At 63.6% G+C, this 17,980-nt stretch carries 22 protein-coding genes and 1 riboswitch; of the genes, 8 read left to right on the top strand and 14 right to left on the bottom strand.

What is annotated here, in order from left to right; all coding sequences use genetic code 11:
• Positions 1-6: 6 nt before the first annotated feature.
• The 14 genes from mlaD to DBW_RS05150 all read right to left on the bottom strand — a co-directional run bounded on the left by mlaD (position 7) and on the right by DBW_RS05150 (position 11,622).
• Positions 7-453, bottom strand: coding sequence for an outer membrane lipid asymmetry maintenance protein MlaD (gene mlaD / locus DBW_RS05210; RefSeq protein ID WP_066725234.1), 447 nt, complete (start codon positions 451-453; stop codon positions 7-9).
• The gene (locus DBW_RS05205) at positions 440-1,252 is read right to left on the bottom strand and encodes an ABC transporter ATP-binding protein (protein ID WP_066725232.1); all 813 of its coding nucleotides are present in this window, start codon (positions 1,250-1,252) and stop codon (positions 440-442) included. Before DBW_RS05205 ends, mlaD begins: the two co-directional genes overlap by 14 nt.
• Before the next feature lie 7 nt (positions 1,253-1,259).
• Entirely contained in the window at positions 1,260-2,048 is a 789-nt protein-coding gene (locus tag DBW_RS05200; protein ID WP_066725230.1) for an MlaE family lipid ABC transporter permease subunit, read from the bottom strand.
• A gap of 112 nt (positions 2,049-2,160) precedes the next feature.
• Positions 2,161-2,352 carry a hypothetical protein gene (locus tag DBW_RS05195; RefSeq protein ID WP_066725228.1) on the bottom strand — a complete coding sequence of 64 codons (192 nt, stop codon included), beginning with the start codon at positions 2,350-2,352 and terminating at the stop codon, positions 2,161-2,163.
• The gene (gene hemH / locus DBW_RS05190; protein ID WP_066725225.1) at positions 2,345-3,325 is read right to left on the bottom strand and encodes a ferrochelatase; all 981 of its coding nucleotides are present in this window, start codon (positions 3,323-3,325) and stop codon (positions 2,345-2,347) included. The genes DBW_RS05195 and hemH overlap by 8 nt, the downstream gene beginning before the upstream one ends.
• 74 nt (positions 3,326-3,399) lie before the next feature.
• Positions 3,400-5,205, bottom strand: coding sequence for a caspase family protein (locus tag DBW_RS05185; RefSeq protein ID WP_157471783.1), 1,806 nt, complete (start codon positions 5,203-5,205; stop codon positions 3,400-3,402).
• A 77-nt stretch (positions 5,206-5,282) separates the two neighbouring features.
• The gene (locus tag DBW_RS05180) at positions 5,283-5,765 is read right to left on the bottom strand and encodes a hypothetical protein (protein WP_066725221.1); all 483 of its coding nucleotides are present in this window, start codon (positions 5,763-5,765) and stop codon (positions 5,283-5,285) included.
• A gap of 244 nt (positions 5,766-6,009) precedes the next feature.
• Complete coding sequence (locus tag DBW_RS19255; RefSeq protein ID WP_442856858.1) at positions 6,010-6,222, bottom strand: SUMF1/EgtB/PvdO family nonheme iron enzyme; 213 nt, start codon at positions 6,220-6,222, stop codon at positions 6,010-6,012.
• Positions 6,219-7,247, bottom strand: a complete 1,029-nt coding sequence (locus DBW_RS05175; protein ID WP_066725219.1) for a reverse transcriptase/maturase family protein — start codon at positions 7,245-7,247, stop codon at positions 6,219-6,221. The genes DBW_RS19255 and DBW_RS05175 overlap by 4 nt, the downstream gene beginning before the upstream one ends.
• Positions 7,231-7,689: an HRDC domain-containing protein gene (locus DBW_RS05170; protein ID WP_197463733.1), complete on the bottom strand. Its 459-nt coding sequence runs from the start codon at positions 7,687-7,689 to the stop codon at positions 7,231-7,233. The genes DBW_RS05175 and DBW_RS05170 overlap by 17 nt, the downstream gene beginning before the upstream one ends.
• Positions 7,690-7,784: 95 nt before the next feature.
• Positions 7,785-8,660, bottom strand: coding sequence for a formylglycine-generating enzyme family protein (locus DBW_RS05165; RefSeq protein WP_066725214.1), 876 nt, complete (start codon positions 8,658-8,660; stop codon positions 7,785-7,787).
• Positions 8,661-8,916: 256 nt separating this feature from the next.
• The gene (locus DBW_RS05160) at positions 8,917-9,201 is read right to left on the bottom strand and encodes a nucleotidyltransferase family protein (protein WP_066725212.1); all 285 of its coding nucleotides are present in this window, start codon (positions 9,199-9,201) and stop codon (positions 8,917-8,919) included.
• A gap of 177 nt (positions 9,202-9,378) precedes the next feature.
• Positions 9,379-10,416: a uroporphyrinogen decarboxylase gene (gene hemE / locus DBW_RS05155; protein WP_066725210.1), complete on the bottom strand. Its 1,038-nt coding sequence runs from the start codon at positions 10,414-10,416 to the stop codon at positions 9,379-9,381.
• A 96-nt stretch (positions 10,417-10,512) separates the two neighbouring features.
• A complete protein-coding gene (locus DBW_RS05150) occupies positions 10,513-11,622 on the bottom strand; it encodes a radical SAM/SPASM domain-containing protein (protein ID WP_066725208.1) in 1,110 nt (369 codons plus the stop codon).
• Positions 11,623-11,776: 154 nt separating this feature from the next.
• Positions 11,777-11,884: riboswitch (TPP riboswitch) on the top strand.
• Between the two features lie 50 nt (positions 11,885-11,934).
• Here DBW_RS05150 and thiF point away from each other — a divergent pair.
• The 8 genes from thiF to DBW_RS05110 all read left to right on the top strand — a co-directional run bounded on the left by thiF (position 11,935) and on the right by DBW_RS05110 (position 17,765).
• Positions 11,935-12,741, top strand: coding sequence for a sulfur carrier protein ThiS adenylyltransferase ThiF (gene thiF, locus DBW_RS05145; protein ID WP_066725204.1), 807 nt, complete (start codon positions 11,935-11,937; stop codon positions 12,739-12,741).
• Between the two features lie 10 nt (positions 12,742-12,751).
• Entirely contained in the window at positions 12,752-12,952 is a 201-nt protein-coding gene (gene thiS, locus DBW_RS05140) for a sulfur carrier protein ThiS (RefSeq protein WP_066725201.1), read from the top strand.
• 109 nt (positions 12,953-13,061) lie between these two features.
• A complete protein-coding gene (locus tag DBW_RS05135) occupies positions 13,062-13,832 on the top strand; it encodes a thiazole synthase (RefSeq protein WP_066725198.1) in 771 nt (256 codons plus the stop codon).
• A 57-nt stretch (positions 13,833-13,889) separates the two neighbouring features.
• Positions 13,890-15,020 (top strand): 2-iminoacetate synthase ThiH, encoded by a 1,131-nt coding sequence (thiH, locus tag DBW_RS05130; protein WP_066725195.1) that lies wholly within the window; start codon positions 13,890-13,892, stop codon positions 15,018-15,020.
• Between the two features lie 4 nt (positions 15,021-15,024).
• A complete protein-coding gene (gene thiE / locus DBW_RS05125) occupies positions 15,025-15,696 on the top strand; it encodes a thiamine phosphate synthase (protein ID WP_066725192.1) in 672 nt (223 codons plus the stop codon).
• Between the two features lie 212 nt (positions 15,697-15,908).
• Entirely contained in the window at positions 15,909-16,721 is an 813-nt protein-coding gene (locus DBW_RS05120; protein ID WP_066725189.1) for a hypothetical protein, read from the top strand.
• Positions 16,714-17,226, top strand: coding sequence for a hypothetical protein (locus DBW_RS05115; protein ID WP_066725186.1), 513 nt, complete (start codon positions 16,714-16,716; stop codon positions 17,224-17,226). Before DBW_RS05120 ends, DBW_RS05115 begins: the two co-directional genes overlap by 8 nt.
• Positions 17,223-17,765 (top strand): hypothetical protein, encoded by a 543-nt coding sequence (locus tag DBW_RS05110; protein ID WP_066725183.1) that lies wholly within the window; start codon positions 17,223-17,225, stop codon positions 17,763-17,765. Before DBW_RS05115 ends, DBW_RS05110 begins: the two co-directional genes overlap by 4 nt.
• Positions 17,766-17,980 lie beyond the last annotated feature (215 nt).

The following is a 17,980-nucleotide window of genomic DNA, read 5'->3' as shown; positions in this document are numbered from 1 at the left end:
TTCGGCTCACTTCTTCTCAAAGATATACTTGCTCACCAGTTCCTCGAGATTGATCGCCGACTCGGTCTCGGTAATCTTTCCGCCCGGCGCGATCAGTTCCGGGGAGCCGCCGGGGGAGATAGCGACGTAGCGGTCGCCAATGATGCCGGCGGTGCGGATCGAGGCGATACTGTCTTCCTGCAGCTGGACACCATTATCAATCTCCAGCTTCACCTGCGCCTGGTACAATTCCGGGTCGAGGGTAATGGCTGCGACCTTGCCGACCGGGACACCGGCAATTTCGATGGCCGCGCCGACCTTGAGGCCGGAGACCGATCCGAAACGGGCCTGCACCGTGTAGGTGCGGTTGGCGAAGAGGTTGACGTCACCGAGGCGCACCGACAACCAGGCGAAGCAGGCGAAGCCGACCACCATGAAGAGGCCGACTGCAATTTCCAGGTTAAACCGTTTCATAAAGACCCGGCTCCTCCTCTGCGCTTGAGTAGATCGGACCCATGGTCGTCTCCACGTAGTCACGGATCAACGGGTTGTCCGCCATCTGAAAAGCCTCGGGGGAGAGACAACCCTGAATCTTCCCCTCGGCGAGCAACGCCACATAGTCGGACAGCTTGAAGATCTTCGGCACATCGTGGCTGACAATCACCGCAGTATAACCCAGCTGCTTTTGCGTTTCGAAAAAGAGCCGGTAGATCTCGTTGCTCTTGTGGACATCAAGACCGGTGGTCGGCTCGTCGAAAAAGACCACCCTGGGATCGAGGACCAGCGCCCGCGCCAGCCCGACCCGCTTGCGCATCCCGCCGGAGAGCTGGGCCGGGAACTTGGCCTGGCTCCCCTTGAGATCCATCAGGGCGAGCCGTTCTTCGACAATCTGGCGAATCTCGTCCTCTTCCTTGTCGGTCCGCTCCCGCAGCGGCAGCGCGATATTGTCGAAGACGGTCATCGAATCGAAGAGGGCCGCGTTCTGGAACAAGACCCCGAAGTTCATGCGCAGGGCCCCCAGCTCCTTGCGGGAGATCTTGGCCAGGTCCTGGCCGAAGACCAGCACCCGGCCGCGGTCGGGCCGGACCAGGCCGAGCATGTGCTTGAGGATGACGCTCTTCCCCTGGCCGCTGGCGCCGACGATGACGGTGGTCTTGCCGGCCATCACCTTGAGATCGATGCCGCGCAGCACCAGCTGGCGCCCAAAGCGCTTGGTCACCCCGTCGAGTTCGATCGCCACCTCTGGCGAATCCTGATCCTGGGACTGTGTCACCGTATCCTCACAACATGATGGCGCTGAGCAGGTAGTCCCAGACCAGGACCGTGACCGAAGCCATCACCACCGAACGGGTGGTGGTGCGACTCACCCCTTCGGCGCCGAAACCGCCATCCCGCTCCAGATGCAGGTAGTAGCCGCGCGCCGCCGAGATCCAGACCAGCAGCAGACCGAAGACCAGCGACTTGACCAGTCCCATCTTGATATCGGCCCAGACGACGCTGGCGAACATCCCCTGGAAGTAGGCGCCGTCACTGACGCCAAGCAGTTTGACCCCGACCAGCCAGCCGCCCCAGATGCCGACGACGTCGAAGATGGCGGTGAGCAGAGGGAGGGAGAGGATGGCGGCGATGAACTTGGGGGCCATCAGGTAGCGGCAGGGTTCGATCGCCATGCATTCGAGGGCGTCGATCTGCTCCGAATTGCGCATGATGCCGATTTCGGCGGTGATCGCCGACCCGGCGCGCCCGATCACCATCAGCGCGGCGAGGACCGGCCCGAGCTCGCGGATCAGACTCAGGGCCACCGCCGAGCCGAGGGCACTCGTCGAGCCGTACTTGGTCAGGGTGTAGTACCCCTGCAGGCCAAGGACCATGCCGGTGAAGCCGCCGGTGAAGAAGATGACGAAGATCGAGCGGGCGCCGATAAACTGCAGCTGCTGCAGGATCGCCCCCAGCTTGTAGGGGGGGGTGACGACGCAGCGCAGGCACGCCAGCAGAAAAAGCCCCATACGGCCGGCCATCTCCAGCACGTACAGGGTCTGGTCGCCAATATTTTCCAGGACCCGTCGCATGGCTAGATCATAGCTGACAAAATGGGTTTTTGAAAGGGGGAGGAAAGCGATGAGCGATGAGACCCGAGTGAGGAGCGATCCCAAAGGAACTCATCGCTCATCGCCTTCTTTTTCACCCTTCGCCGAACTCCGGGCAGTACATCATCGCCAGGGTGCCGCGGCTGGCGAGGCAATCGCGGCACAGGGCGCCGGCATCGCCATAGCGTTCGAGGGCGACGTAGGCGCCGGCCTCCTCGGCCGGGGAGGCCGGCGGGGCGGGGGTGAAGGGCGCACCGCAGATGGCGCAGGGACGCGGCTCAGCCATGGACCGCCTCCCGGCTGCGCACCAGCGCCGCCATGGCATCGAGAAGGTCGGCGCCGTCGTTGAGCGATGGGGCGCGGAAGAAGTGGCGCAGCCCGTGGAGCTCGGCGTGGTGGCGGTACTCGATGTCGATCTCGTGGAGGGTTTCGATATGGTCGGAGACGAAGGAGATCGGCACGATCAGCACCGCCGTCTTCCCCTCCTCGGCGAGGCGGTCCATCACCGCCACCGTGTCCGGCTCCATCCACTGCACCGGGCCGCTGCGGCTCTGAAAACCGACCGTCCAGGGGCGCGCGCCAACCCGTTCCATGGTACCGCGCACCGTCGCCATCACATGGTCAAGATAGGGGTCCCCTTCGTCGATGAACTTTTGTGGCAGGGCGTGGGCGGAGAAGAGGATCTGCACCTCGTCGCGCAGCAGCTCGTGGAACTTCTCCAGTCCCTGGTTGATGCGGTTGGCCAGCGCGTCAAGGTAACCGGGCCAGTCGTACCACTGCTCGATGACGGTCAGTTCCAGCCCGGGATGGATTTTGGCGACGGCGCGCCTGAAGTCACCCAGACTGCTGCCAGTGGTGGCGCTGGTGTAGTGGGGATACATCGACAGCACCACCGCCTTGCCAATCCCCGCCGCCTTGATCGCCCGCACCGTCTCCTCGGCCCGTGGCGCCGTGTAACGCATCGCCACGAAAGGGACCCAGTTCGCCCCCAGCCGCTGCGTGATCCCCGCTGCCTGCTTGTTGGTCCACTCAAGCAGCGGCGATTTGCCGCCGATCGCCTGGTAATTGAGACGTACCCGCTTGGCGCGGAAATGACTGATCAGCCTGGCGAAGGGTTTCTGCAACAACGCTCCGGCCGGCAGCCGGATCAGCTCGCGGTCGGAGAAGAGGTTGTAGAGAAACGGCTCCACCGCCGCCAGCGAGTCGGGCCCCCCCATGTTGAGGAGGACCAGGGCTCTTTTTTCAGAAGATACAGACATTCCCAAGGGTACCCCATCGTTTCAACGGATGTAGGATGTAGGTTGGGTAGAGCGCAGCGAAACCCAACACAAAGTTACCGCAGTTCCGCCAGCACGGCATTGCGGTCGCCGGAAACCTGCGGCGCCTGCGCCGCCCCCTTGAGCCGCCGTGCCATGCGCGGCACCTCGGCGTCCAGGTAGTTTTCCATCTCCGCCACCGTCACCTTGCGGTTACGGTCGGCGTCGGCCTCGCCGCCGAGGCCTTTGAGGAAGTAATAGGTAAAAAGGCTGTGGCGCTTCTCATCGTACCAGTTGGACATCTGGTCGTCGCGGGAACTGGCGAAGACCGTCAGCTGTTGCGGCGCCGTCACCGCCTTGGCCCGCAGGCTGATCGAGCTGACCCCCTTGAAGAGGAGTCCGCCGGCCGAATTGCCGGAGAAGCAGGAGTCGAGCACCACGGTGACCGACTTGGCCGGCAGCTGCGCGAGGTTGTCGTAAAAGGTCTGCAGGCGATAACCACTGGTGCGCAAAAACTGGGGATCGGCATCGACCGGCACGAAGTAGGCATCGCCCGTCTCCGGGTCAGGAGCGCCGTGGCCGACGTAGTAGACAAAGACTTCCGATTTTCCCGGCACCACGTAATTGGCGAGTTTGCCGCGCGGATCCCCCTGGCGGCCAAAGAGCTGGGCGAAGCCGGCATAGGTGGCGTTCTCGACATAGAGAATGTTCTTGGCATCAAAACCGAGGGTCTTCTCCAGGTACTGACGCATCACCGCCGCGTCGCGCTGGGCGTATTCGACGTTCGGCGTCCCCGCCACGCCGTAGTTGCGGTTACCGATCACCACCGCCACATCGTCACGGCCGGCCTGCTTGCCGGCCGGAATCTTCTCGTCGATGTCGACCCGCAGGTTGATCTCGCCGGCCGACGCGGCGCCGCCGCCGAGCCCCGCCAGCAACGCCTCCGCCGAGCCCGAAGCCGCCTGGGTGCGGCGCTTGCCCGCCTCGGGGACGGCAATGGTGGTGGCGTCGGCAAGGAGCGCCTCCAGCAGTTTGTCGTAGGCGCTCTTCAGCGCAGTGACCTGCGGGTAAGCCTCGGAGAGCCCCTTCGCCTGCTGCACCGCCTGCGCCGTCTTGCCGCTCTGGTAATCACTGTAGAGCGCCGCCGCCACCTGCTCGCCCACCTCGCCAGCCGCCTCGCGGATGCTGTTGTCGCCGGGGAAATCGCGCTGCGCCGCGCCGACCGCCTGCAGGGCCGCCTCGCCTCGACCGATGCGCGCCAGCGCCAGGGCGTAAGTACGCGCCCCGGCGGGGAGGAAGGTGACCGCCTTCAGCCCGGCCAGGGCCGGCTCGGTCTCCCCCTGTTGCAGGCGACTGAGATACGCGGCCAGGTAGCGGTCAAGCAGAAGGTCGCGTGTTTTGGTCAGGGTGGAATCGCTTTCGGCCGCCAGCCCGCGCAGTGCCGCCACTTCCTGCCCGGAGGCAAAACGCGCCTGCGCCAGGGTCTCCTTGATGGCAACGGTCGACCCGTCGAGCCTGGCCGCCTGTTCCGCCAGCTTCAGCGCCTGGTCGGCCGGCAGCCCCTGCTCCAGCCGCACCACCGCCAGGTTGTTGAGCCAGAGCGCCTTGCTGCCGTCGGCGGCCACCGCCGCTTCCAGCAGCGGCAGGGCATCGACGGGACGCCCGTACTGGTAGTAGGCGACGCCGAGGTTGTAGCTGTAGGCCGCCTCGTTGGGGCAAAGTTCCTTCGCCTTGATCAGCAACTTCAGCCCCTCCGCCTTGTCGGCAGCAAAGGTTTTCGCCCCCTTTTCCGCCAGGGTCGCGGCGAGATCGCAGGTGTCGGCGGCCAGGGCTGGAGCGGCGACAATGGCCAGAAGCAGAATGGTGAGGATAATACGTTGCATGGTTCCCTCCAATTTCAATTCCCTCATCGGATCGGTAGGTTGGGTAGAGCAAAGCGAAACCCAACACACCTATTAATCTACTCCTCCCGTACGCCCCAAGCGTTGCGGTGCGCCACGGTGTCTGCCCGGTGGGCGGTCAGATCGGCGGCAATACTATCGATTTTGGTATCCAGTTGATCGAATCGGCTGTCGTGGCCGTCGACCTTGGTTTCCAGCCTGTCGACCTTGGTTTCCAGCCTGTCGACCTTGGTTTCCAGCCTGTCGACCTTGGTTTCCAGGTTGTCCACCTTGGTTTCCAGGTTGTCCACCTTGGTCTCCAGCCTGTCCATGCGATGTTCCACTGCTGTCAGGCGCACTTCAACGCGCTCCATCTTCACTTCCAGGTTACCGACCCGGCCATCGAGATGATCGATCTTCTCGCCCAGCATCTGCTGCCCCTCGACTACCAGGTCGAGCTTGTGCTGAAACGCCTCATGGACGACACCAATCTGGGTGCTGATCCGTTCGGCGATCTGGTCGCCGATCTGATGTGCTAACTTTTCCACCTCTGCCTTGTCCATGTTTCTCCCCTCCTTCGATGTTTTTTTTGCAACTATCGCCCTCGCAACCGGTCACCACCAACGTAGGTTGGGTAGAGCAAAGCGAAACCCAACATTTCCCCCAACACCGGAGACCGCAATGGTTTACACCCGAATTATTCACCGGCGGTGCGGTGCCGACAACGTTGGGTTTCATTCCATTCAACCCAACCTACCATGCTTTCGATTTATTCGGCCCCGCAACCTTCGAACCGTCTCCGACGGCCTACCAGCAACCGGGCCGTGCTGCTCTCTTCGCCCCACACATAACGGGGACGGGATGCCGTTCGGGTCGGCGACGGTCTTCGCGCATCGCCGAGCTGGCGGGGAAAGCCAGCCGGAAGCCGAGGTTGTTGTTGCGGTTGTCGGGCGTGTTCCTGTTGCGATTCGCCGACCGCACGTTCTCCGGCCTGTTGTTCCAGCTGCCGCCGCGATTCACGCGGTTGGAGCCCCTTGTAGAACGGCACCCTTTCTTCTGTTGGTCAGCACCTGTCGTCGAAAACTGGCGGCAGATGCAACGCGGGTAAACTCTACCAGCGGACCGACATGACAGGCAAGCTCTGCTTCGTTCCACGACCCGGCCGCAAAAAACGTCTCATACTCAACGAGCCGCCTGGCAAAACGTTCACGACTGCGCGGCGCCAGACGCACAGTATGCGGGTAGAGACGAAAACCAAGAAACGGCAGCCCGTGCGCGACGCGATTGAGCTGGATATTCTCTTTCAACTCCAGGCCGAGATGATCGCGAATAAAAGTTTCAATCGCCGCCAGTTCGGTACGCAGGGTCTCGCGGTCGGCGGCAAACAGCACAAAATCGTCCATGTAACGCAGATACCCTTTGACTTGCCGCTGCTCTTTTAGCCAATGGTCGAGAGCCCCAAGATAGAAGTTGGCAAAATGCTGCGACAGCAGGTTGCCGATGGGCAGACCGCGACCGGGCTCCGTCTCATAGGCGGCAAGAATACGCGCGAACAACTCCAGAAGGTCCCTGTCCTTGAAGCGCCGCGCCAACAGCGCCAGCAGCCGGTCGTGGGGGATACTGTCGAAATACTTGCGAATGTCGAGCTTCAGATACCAGCTGTTACAGCGCGTAAATTGCTGCGCCCGCTTGAGAGCTGTATGCAACCCCTTTCCTTGACGGCAGGCGAAGGAATCGTCGATAGCATACCCTTCAAGCACCGGCTCGCAGATATTCATGATCGCGTGATGCAACACCCGCTCGCGGAAACTCGCCGCGCAGATCTGCCGCACCTTGGGGTCACGCACGATGAAGAAACGATAATCGCCGACGACGACCTCATGCGCCAGAAGTTGCCGGTGCAGCTCCATCAGGTTGGCGTCGAGGTTGGCGGTATACTCACGCACCTCCCGCCGCTGCCGCTTGCCACGCGCCGCCTTGAGAAAAGCCCGACGCAGGTTGTCCGGGTCGGCAATTGACAGATAAAGGTTACCGACCCGCTTCATTCAGCACCGCCAGGAGGTTATTTCCGTAGCGCTCGATGCGCCCCTTGCCGATGCCGTCGATCTCGGCCAGCGCCGCCGCGCTGGCGCAGCGCCGTTGGGCCACCTCAGCCAGCTGCTCGTTGGTGAAGATGGTGTAGACCGGCACCGCCTCCTCTTCGGCCACCTTTTTCCGCCACTCCCGCAGCCGGGCATAGAGAGCGAAATCCTCGGGCGAGAGCACCTCGCGCCAATCAACCTTGTTTCGTTTACCCGATTCGCGGCGGGCGGCTACGCCGCCCTCGCTTAAAAACTCCACGGCCAAAGCCCAATACGAACTTTCGCCCTGCACGACAAACTCTCGGTGTACCGCCAGGACCCGCGCCCCGCGCAAAAACCGGTTGAATTCTGCTGCCGCCTCGGCGCCGTTGTTCACCGGCACTCGGAAAAATTGCCATTGCTGCATCGCCCCCTCCTTATCGAAGACCCAGCTCCGGGCCACATCCGGCATTGGTTCACTGCGCTCCGCTTCGTGCCCCGATGCCTCCTGTCGCCCCTCCGCTACCTGGCGGGGAAAGCCAGCCGGAAGCCGAGGTCGTCGTCGCGGGCGCCGGGCGAGCGCCCGCCGCGATTCGCCGACCGCACGTACGCCGGCCTGACGTCCCAGCAGCCGCCGCGACACACGCGGTAGGAGCCCCCGGACGGACCTCGCGGATTGTTCCTCGGACTCTGTGCGTAGTATTTGTCACCGTACCGGTCACTGCACCATTCCCAGACATTGCCGGCCATGTCGTACAGTCCGAGACCATTTGGCTGATAGTTGCCAACCGGTGACGTCTCTTTGTATCCGTCGTTCTGGCTTGCCGTCCTCCAATTGTAGGTGCAGTTGCTGTCGCAAAAATTGGCATATCGGAACAGCTCGGCATCGCTGGAAAGTCCGGCAAACTTCTCCTGTTTTCCGCCGCTGCGGGCCGCGTACTCCCATTCTGCCTCGGTTGGCAGGCGGTAGTTTTTTCCGCTCTTCGCGTTCAGCTGCCGTAGGTAGTCCTGCACGTCGTCCCAGCTGACCCGCTCGACCGGGTAGTTGTCCCCCTTTTTGAAAAATGCAGGATTGCTGCCGGCAACCTTCTGCCATTGCCCCTGAGTCACCTCAAACTTCCCCATCCAGAAATCATCGACACAGACCTCATGCACCGGCTTCTCGTCAGCTTCGCCATCATTGGACCCCATCTGAAAACACCCCCCCTTGACGAAGACAAACTCCACCCCGGTGGCTGGATCGGTGTAAGCCGCGCCGCCACCGCCGGGAGAGGCTGGAACGGAGGCAGCGCGCCGATACTTCTCCCACACCGGCTCAAAACCGGGAATGAACCCGGCGATAACGGGCTGGGCGATGCAGAATACCAGGGCGAACAGGGCGACGGATGATTTAACCATGGGGGTACCCTCCAAACAGATCAGGACCGATAACGGCCCAATTCAGAGCAAGACGGTAGGTTGGGTTGAGCAAAGCGAAACCCAACATGCTCCGCGACCCCGGAAACCACGCTGGATTTCAACCGAATTATTCACCGCCGTTGTGATGCTGGCAACGTTGGGTTTCATTACATTCAAGCCAACCTACGCGGCTTTTTAATGCGGGCGATGCACTCCAGCATATGTTCGATCAGCAACTGATCTCGATCTGCCCCGGTCACAGGTCAACTGCCTGTTTCAGGACATCTTCCCGGATGCGAGGATGCAGGGCCATCGGGGTCACCACATCGACCCGTCGGCCGAGGCATTCTTCAAGATCCTTCAGCAGCCCGCCCAAAGCCAGGGCGGAACGTCCCTCCTCAAGATCGACCAGAAAATCGATATCGCTCTTTGGTCCTCCCTCATCCCGCGCCAGGGAACCAAACAGCCTGACCCGGGTGGCGCCGCGAAGTGTCGCCAGGCGCTTGATGATTTCTCGATGTTCTTCGATGAATTTATCCATTGTTTCGCTCCTGGAAAGTATCAGAATTATTCACCGCCGTTGCGATGCTGGCACCGTTGGGTTTCATTGCATTCAACCCACCCTACGGATTCCCCAAAAAAGCAGGAGGCACAGCACCGGGGGACGTTTGAAGTTCTCCGTGCGCTGTGCCTCCTGAGCGATGGTTAAAAAGTTGGCTTACTTCCCGCTCAAGCGGTGTACGCACTCCACCATGTGAATCGCATTCTCCGGCGGCACCGTCGGCAGGATGCCGTGGCCGAGGTTGAAGATGAAGCCGGGGCGGCCGGCGTTCTCGTCGAGGATGCGCTGCACTTCCTTCTCGATGTAGGGTTTCGGGGCGTAGAGGACGGTCGGGTCGAGGTTCCCCTGCACGGCGATCTTGTCGCCGAGGATGTCGCGGGCCTTGCCGAGATTGACGTGCCAGTCGAGGCCGAGGACATCGGCGCCGGCTTCCTTGACCAGCTCGAGCATGGTGCCGCCGTTCTTGACGAAGTAGATCACCGGGATCCCCTTGCGGTCGAGGCCGTCGATCAGCTCCTTGACGTAGGGGAGGATGTAGCGCTCGAAGTCGTGGGGGGCGAGGAGCCCGCCCCAGGTGTCGAAGATCTGGATCGCCTGGGCGCCGGCGGCGATCTGCATGTTGAGGTAGCGCCGGTCCATCTCGGTGATCTTTTTCATCAGGGCGTCGTAAAGGGGGAAGTCGGCGTACATCATCTGCTTCAGTGCCGCGAAGTCCTTGCTCCCCTTCCCTTCGACCATGTAGCAGGCAAGTGTGAAAGGGGCGCCGCCAAAACCGATGAGCGGCACCCGCCCTTCGAAGGCTTTACGCAGGCGCTGGATGATCGCCGGCACGTAGGGCACGGCCTGGGCCATATCCTCCGGCACGATGAGCGCGTCGACATCGGCGGCGGTACGGACCGGTTTTTCGAAGACCGGACCGGGCACAAAATCGAGGGCCATCCCCATCGGCTCGATGGGGGTGAGGATGTCGGAGAAGAGGATCGCGGCGTCGACGCCCAGGATATCGATCGGCTGGATCGTCACCTCGGCGGCGCGCTCGGGGTCCTTGCAGAGGTCGAGAAAGGTGCCGCCCCCCTTGGCGCGGACATCCTTGTAGCACTGCAGGTAGCGGCCGGCCTGGCGCATCAGCCAGACGGGGACATAATCGGTCGGCTGGCCCCAGCAGGCCTTGAGAAAGGTGTATTCGGTGGACATCGGTTTATTGCCTCCTGAAAAAATAGCGATGAGCAACGAGCGATGAGCAACGGGAAAGGCATCCTTCTCATTGCTCATCGCTCATCGCCGGGAACTTCACTTGGGCGCGTTTTCCGCGGCTTCTTTCTCCATCCGCTTGCGGGTGCGGTTGGGGATGTAGTTGCAGAAGGGCTCTTCTGCCATGTAGTCACCATGGACGGCGTCGGCGCGGGCGCGGCAGCCGCCGCAGGCGTTGATGAACTCGCACTCGCCGCATTTCCCCTTGTACTTCTTGAAGTCGCGCAGGTCGTTGAAGACCCTGGAATTGAACCAGAGATCCTTGAAGGAGATCTGCTTGACGTTGCCGACCGAGGAATGGAAGTAGGAGCAGGGCTTGAGGTTGCCGAAGCAGTCGATCAGGCAGATCGTCTGGGCGGCGATGCACCCCTTGCCGCCGCCGGTGGAGAAAGTGAGGCTGCGGCGCTTGAAGTCGACCCCTTCGGCCTTGGCCATCTGCGGCACGATCCGGTAGTAGTGGGGGGCGCAGGTCGGGCGCATCAGGATGTCCTCCTCCCCCTTCTCCTGCTCGTAGTGCCAGGCGAGAATCTCCTCGTAGTCGTCGGCGCTGATCAGTTCGTTCATGATCTCCTCGCCGCGCCCGGTAGGGACGATCATGAACATGTACCAGGCAGTGGCGCCGAGTCCCTTGGCGACCTTGAAGGTGGCGGCGATATCGGCCTGGTTGCGTTTGGTGAAGGAGGAGTTGACCAAAAACTTGATGCCGTTGCGCTTGAGGGTTTCGGCGCCGCGCACCACCCCTTCGAAGGCCCCGGGGCAGGAGCGGAAGTCGTCGTGGATGGCAGCGGTGGAGCCGTCGAGGGAGAGGGAGACCATCTTGATATCGGCCTCCTTCATCTTGGCGCAGACTTCGTCGGTGATCAAGGTGCCGTTGGTCGCCATGCACATGCGCAGCCCCTTCGACGTCCCGTACCTGGCGATGTCGAAGATGTCGGGGCGCAGCAGCGGTTCGCCGCCGGAGAGGACCATCACCGGCGTGCTGACCTCGCAGATGTCGTCGATCAGTTTGAAGGCTTCCTCGGTATTGAAATCGCCGATGGCGGCATCCATGTCGGAGGAACAGCGGCAGTGAACACAGTTGAGGTTACAGCGCTGGGTCGATTCCCAGGCGATCCATTTGGGGATGAACTCGGGATTGGGTGCGGTCATCATGACTCCTTTGTCGAAACGCCCTGCCCTATCCGGCAAAGCTCGCTAATCCTACACCAAACCGCCGCGAAAAAACAAGGCTTCCGGGCGCCGACCGAAGACAAAGCCGTTGACAAGCGACGGCCGCGGCTGGTAGGTTCAGCATACAATTCGACAGCAGCCCTAGGGGAGTGATTTTCTTTCACTGAGAGTCCGCGCGAGCGGACGACCCTTCGAACCTGATCCGGGTCATTCCGGCGTAGGAAAGCGGCGCACCATCCGGACGCATTGTTCCGCAGGGGCCGCTTTTCGCGGCCCTTGGTATTTTCGGACATGCGCATCTTTGTCAACGAACAATCCCACGACATCCCCGCCGGCACCACCGTCGCCGCGCTGTGCCAGCAATTCAAACCCGACGCCGACCTGGTGATCCGCAACGGCTTCCCCCTGGAGGGGGACCAGCCCCTGGCGGAGGACGACCGCCTGGTGCTGATCCGCCGCGGCGAAATCCCCGCCGCCGAGGAACTCGAAACCCTGCTCGTCGCCCGCCACACCCCGGGAGTCCATGCCCGGCTGAAGAAGGCCCATGTCGGCATCGCCGGCGTCGGCGGTCTCGGCTCGAGCATTGCCGTCGCCCTCGCCCGCTGCGGCATCGGCCGGCTGACCATCGCCGACTTCGACCTGGTCGAACCTTCCAATCTCAACCGGCAGCAATACTTCATCGACCAGCTCGGCCTGCCCAAGGTGGTGGCGCTGCGGGACAACCTGGCGCGGATCAACCCGTATGTGCAGGTCGCCACCCATCACCTCCGACTGACGACCGACAACATCCCGACCCTCTTCGCCGGCGTCGATGTCATGGTCGAGGCCTTCGACCGTGCCGAGCAAAAGGCGATGCTGGTCGAAACCTTCCTCGGCAAGGTCGCCGACAAGCCGCTGGTCGCCGCCTCGGGGATGGCCGGCTTTGGCCCCGCCAACACGATCGTCAGCCGGCAGGTCGGGGGCCGCCTGACCCTGGTCGGCGACGGCACCAGCGCCGCCGCTCCCGGCCAGGGGCTGATGGCGCCGCGGGTTGGGATCGCCGCCCACCACCAGGCCAACGCCGTACTGCGCCTGCTGCTCGGCGCAGACCCGGTTTAGGAGAGAATCCATGCAGATCATCGCCAACGGCAAGCCCGTCGACATCCCCGCCGGCAGCAGCGTTGCTTCGCTCCTCGCCGCCCTCGGCCTCGACCCCGCCCGGGTCGCGGTGGAGCGCAACCGCGCCATTGTTCCCCGGGCCGCCTTCGCTGCCACCTTGCTGGCGGAGGGAGACCAGGTCGAGATCGTCCAGTTTGTCGGCGGCGGATAAGGATCCGGGACGAGGAACGCAGGACGGGAACGATCCCGTCCTTGCCTGTCCGCGTCCCTCCTCCCACGTCCCGAACAAAAGCAACCAAGCCTTAACCAAGGATTCGATCATGGACAAACTCATTATCGCCGGCCGCGAATTCACCTCCCGCCTCCTCGTCGGCACCGGCAAGTTCGCCTCCAGCGCCCTGATGGTCGCGGCGATGGAGCAGTCCGGCTGCGAGATCGTCACCGTGGCGTTGCGCCGGATCGACATCGACAACCCGGCCGACGACATGCTTGCCCATATCGACCCGGCCCGCTATCTGCTCCTCCCCAACACCAGCGGCGCCCGCGACGCCGAGGAGGCGATCCGCCTGGCGCGGCTCGCCCGCGCGGCCGGCTGCGAACCCTGGGTCAAGCTGGAGGTGACCCCCGACCCCTACTATCTCCTCCCCGACCCGATCGAGACCATCAAGGCGGCGGAGGTCCTGGTCAAGGAAGGATTCATCGTTCTTCCCTACATCAATGCCGACCCGGTGCTGGCCAAGCACCTGCAGGAAGCTGGTACCGCCACGGTAATGCCGCTGGGGGCCCCCATCGGCACCAACCGCGGGGTGCGCACCCGCGAGCAGATCGCCATCATCATCGAGCAGGCGATCGTTCCGGTCATCGTCGATGCCGGCCTCGGTGCCCCCTCCCACGCCGCCGAGGCGATGGAGATGGGGGCCGACGCGGTGCTGGTCAATACCGCCCTCGCCGTCGCCCGCGCCCCCGGCGCCATGGGTGCCGCCTTCAAAAAGGGAGTCGAGGCCGGCCGCGAAGCGTTCCTGGCCGGGCTCGGCGAGCAGCGCACCCGGGCCGAGGCGAGCAGCCCCCTGACCGGTTTTCTGCGGGATTAGCAAGAGCTTTTTATAGGTCCCATACGACTTATGGGACCCATAGGATCTATAACGACCATGAGTTTTCTCGACATTATCCAGCGTTACACCCCCGAACAGGTCGAGTCCGACATCGCGGCCAAGACTTCCACCGACGTCGAGCGGGCCCTGGCAGCCGAACGGCTGACCGAGTCCGACTACATGGCGCTCCTCTCGCCGGCCGCCGAGGACTACCTGGAGCCGCTGGCGCAGAAGGCGCACCGCATCACCCGGCGCCGCTTCGGCAACACCATCCTCCTCTACGCCCCGATCTATCTCTCCAACGAGTGCCACAACGGCTGCCGCTACTGCGGCTTTGCCGCCCAGAACCGGGTCGCCCGCAACACCCTTAATCTCGATGAAATCGAGGCGGAGGCCCGGGTCCTCGCCGACCAGGGGTTCCGCCACGTCCTGCTCTTGACCGGGGAAGCCCCCCAGGCCGCGGATGTCGGCTATCTCGAGGCTGCCGTGCGCCGGGTCCGCCCCCTCTTCGCCTCCATCGGCCTCGAAGTCTTCCCGATGGCAGCGGACGAATACCGCCGTCTGGCGGCCGCCGGGGTCGATGCCCTGACCATCTACCAGGAGACCTACGATCCGGCCCTCTACGCCGAGATGCACCCCTTTGGCCGCAAGCGCGATTACGCCTGGCGCCTCGCCACCCCGGAGCGCGGCGGCGCCGCCGGCCTGCGCAAACTCGGTATCGGCGCCCTCCTCGGCCTCGGCCCCTTCCGCAGCGAGGCCTTCTTCACCGGTCTGCACGGCCGCTACCTCGCCCGCCACTTCTGGCGCAGCCAGCTGACCGTCTCCTTTCCACGCATGCGCCCCGCCGACGGCGGTTTCCAGCCACCGTATCTGGTCTCCGACCGCAGTTTCGTGCAGCTGATCTGCGCCATGCGCCTGCTCCTCCACGACGCCGGCCTGGTCCTGTCGACCCGGGAGAGCGCCACTTTCCGCGACCACCTCCTCCCTTTGGGTATCACCCAGATGAGCGCCGGTTCCTGCACCGCTCCCGGCGGTTACGCCGGGGCCGGGAAGCAGACCGAACAGTTTGCCATCGACGACGACCGCACCCCGGCCGAGTTTGCGGCAATGCTGCGCAGCAAGGGATACGACCCGGTCTGGAAAGACTGGGACAGCGCCTTTCTCGACCGAACCACCGGGGCGGCCTGACCTCATGACGCCCGCCATCCCCTTCTCCCTCTACCTGATTACCGACCGCCACGTCGTCCCCGGTGGCGACCTCCTCGCTGCGGTTGAGCGCGCCCTGGCCGGCGGCGTAGAGGCGGTGCAACTGCGGGAGAAGGATCTGCCCGCAGCGGAATTTCTCCACCTCGCCCGGCAGTTGCGCAGCCTGACCTCCCGCTACCACGCCAGGCTGCTGATCAACCGGCGTCTCGATGTCGCCCGGGCCGTCGCCGCTGACGGCCTTCATCTCGGCCCGGACCCGCCCGCCCTTCTCGAAGCGCGGCGGCAGCTCGGGCCCAGGGCGCTCCTCGGTGTCTCCACCCACGACCTGACGGAGCTGCGCCGGGCCGCCACGGCCGGGGCCGACTTCGCCACCTTTGGCCCCATCTGGCATACCCCCGCCAAGGCCCCCTTTGGCGAGCCGGTCGGCACTCCCCAGTTGGCTGCGGCCTGTGTCGCCGGGGCACTCCCCGTCTTTGCTCTCGGCGGCGTCACCCCGGACCGCGTCCCGCAACTGCGCACCGCCGGGGCTGCCGGAGCCGCGGCCATTGCCGCCCTGCTCGCCGTCGCCGACCCGACCCGCGCTGCGCAGCAGTTCCGCGCCGCACTCGATGCTGCGCCCCCCTCAATCTCCTCGTCTGGTTCCTTGCCACCCTGCTGATCCCGCTCTTCTTCCCCTTCTGAAGCTCCCCCCGGTTATCCAATCCTCTCCCATGCGCCAGCCGCTGCCCGCGACCGGTCAGTTAATTAGTGCCCCCCGGCTGCTACCCTAGGGTTCAAAGCCCCGCTGCCGGAATCCTCCTGCAGCGGATTTGCCAGGTCTCACCGGTCACCCCGGGGGACTCCCATCAGCGTGGAAAGGAGAATACCGCCATGTACGTCAACGCCCAAACAGCTCGTCTCGCCCTGTGGCAGCGCCGGGAAGATGCGCAACTCCAGGAACGGTTAAGGAATGACCTGGGGCCCCTCCCCGACTTTCTGCGGGCGGGTCCGCGGGCGGTCCTCGCCCGGCAACTGGCAACCCCCAACTTCGAATTCCATATCTTTGCAGCCCGGGTCCGATCGGTCGGTTTGAAAATTGTCTGTCCCGACTATGGCGAGGACAAATTCTGTTCCGGCAATCCGGACAAACTCTCCTTGGCCAAGCAGACCTTTTACCTGGGCGAGGGGAAGAACGGCGGTTACCGCACCCGAAGCCACTGGCTTATCGATGTCGAACGTTACGACGGCAAGCCCTTGCGGGTGGTTCAAACCCGCTGGGGGGAAGGACTTATCCACTTCCATCATCGCCTCCTGCAACAGCATTTCCCCGGGGTGGAAGTTCTGGACAACAGTCGCTGGCTGGCGCGGATGGGGGGGCAGCCGGCCCGCTTCTGGCCGAAACTGCTGAGCCTCTTCATCTGTGATGGCATCCTCTTTGAGAACTTTCACACCGAGGGTCAGGAATCGGAATTCACCCGGCGGATCATCCGCCCGGCGTTCCAGGAGGTCACCGCCCGCTACGGACTCCAGCCGCTGATCGTACCCCTGCTGCCGATTGCCAGAGAGCGGGACCCCTACTGGTCCTGGTACCCCTCGCTGCTGGAGCAGGAGGTACTGCGGGCGCTGCCCGCCCCTTCTCCGGTGGCGGAGGACTGCACCTTTGTGCCGCTCCCCCTGACGACCTGGGGAGAGCACCATGCCTGAGCGGCCGATCAAATCCGAACGCCGCTCGCGACTGCTGCTGGCGGCCCTTGTTCCGACCTTTTACCTCACCGAATGGCTGCTGCTGGCGGTCAGTGCCACCCTGTTCGGCTGGCTGAAACTGCGGGGGTTTTCGACGACCGAGATCTGGCTGGCCTTCTGGGCCGCAAACCTGGCCCTCGCCAGCTTCTTCATCCGTTGCAATGACCGCCTCGGCGTAGATATCACCCTGATGCAGGCGTTGCGCCGCTGGACCGAGTTCTCCGGCAACCGCACCCCCTGGGTCGGCCACCTGCTGGAAGGGGCGATCTGCGTCCGGCTGCTCCTCTGGGAGGGCCCCTGCCAACTCCTGATCTACCTGCGCCGACGCCTCACCTCCCGCGGGGCGCAACTGGCCCTGCTGGTGGCCGCCAGCGGCCTCCAGATGTTCATCTGGGTCCAGGTCTATACCCTCGGCTGCGGTGGCATCACCGACCTGATTCTTCTCTGGAAAGGAGTCCAACCATGAATCGCCTCATCCGAATCGAAATCGCCGCGGGCTGCCAACCGCAACTGGTCGCCGAGCTGGTCGCCTTGCAGCAGAGCGCCTTTCCCCCGCGCATGCAGTTTCCGGACCCCGAAGCCTACTACCGGCAGGGCCTCTCCGACCGGTTGAATATCAACGTGATCGCCCGGACGGTGGAAGGGGTGATCGCCGGCTATCTCCTGGCCATTCCCCAGGATCGGGTTGGCGCCGAGCTGCGTCCCTGGGACCCGGCGATGACGGAGAATCCCCGGACTCTCTACATCGACCTGATCCAGACGCTACCGGGGCGCCGCCAGACGGTCGGGGTCAAATCCCTGATGGCCGGCCTCTGCCGGGAAGCGGGGGAACGCGGTTTTGACCGGCTGTCGGCCCATGTCCGCACCACTACCGGGCTGAGCCGGGTGATGCAGCGGATGATGATGGGCTGTTGCTGCCTGCGCCGACTTGACAATTGGTTTGACAGCGGCGAGAGTTTCGATTACCTCGAATCGATGACCCGCCTGCAGCGCCGGGAGAGCTGAAAAAGCGGCCCGGGTTCCGGCGCCTTCCGCCGGAGTCCGGGCCGCCATCCGGGGGAAATTGACAGACCCCTTATTTGCGATATAAGTAGTCAGCATTAATGTCAGGTCATGCGTACCTGCAGACATTCATTGGAATCGCCCGGTACAAGGCCGGTGCATGCAAAGGTTGCGGTCCGGGAGCATTACCCTCCGGCCCGCCCCGCGAAATGACCCGC

Source organism: Desulfuromonas sp. DDH964 (assembly GCF_001611275.1).
Classification (GTDB): Bacteria; Desulfobacterota; Desulfuromonadia; order Desulfuromonadales; family DDH964; genus DDH964.
This window is presented reverse-complemented; position numbering and strand designations above follow the sequence as displayed.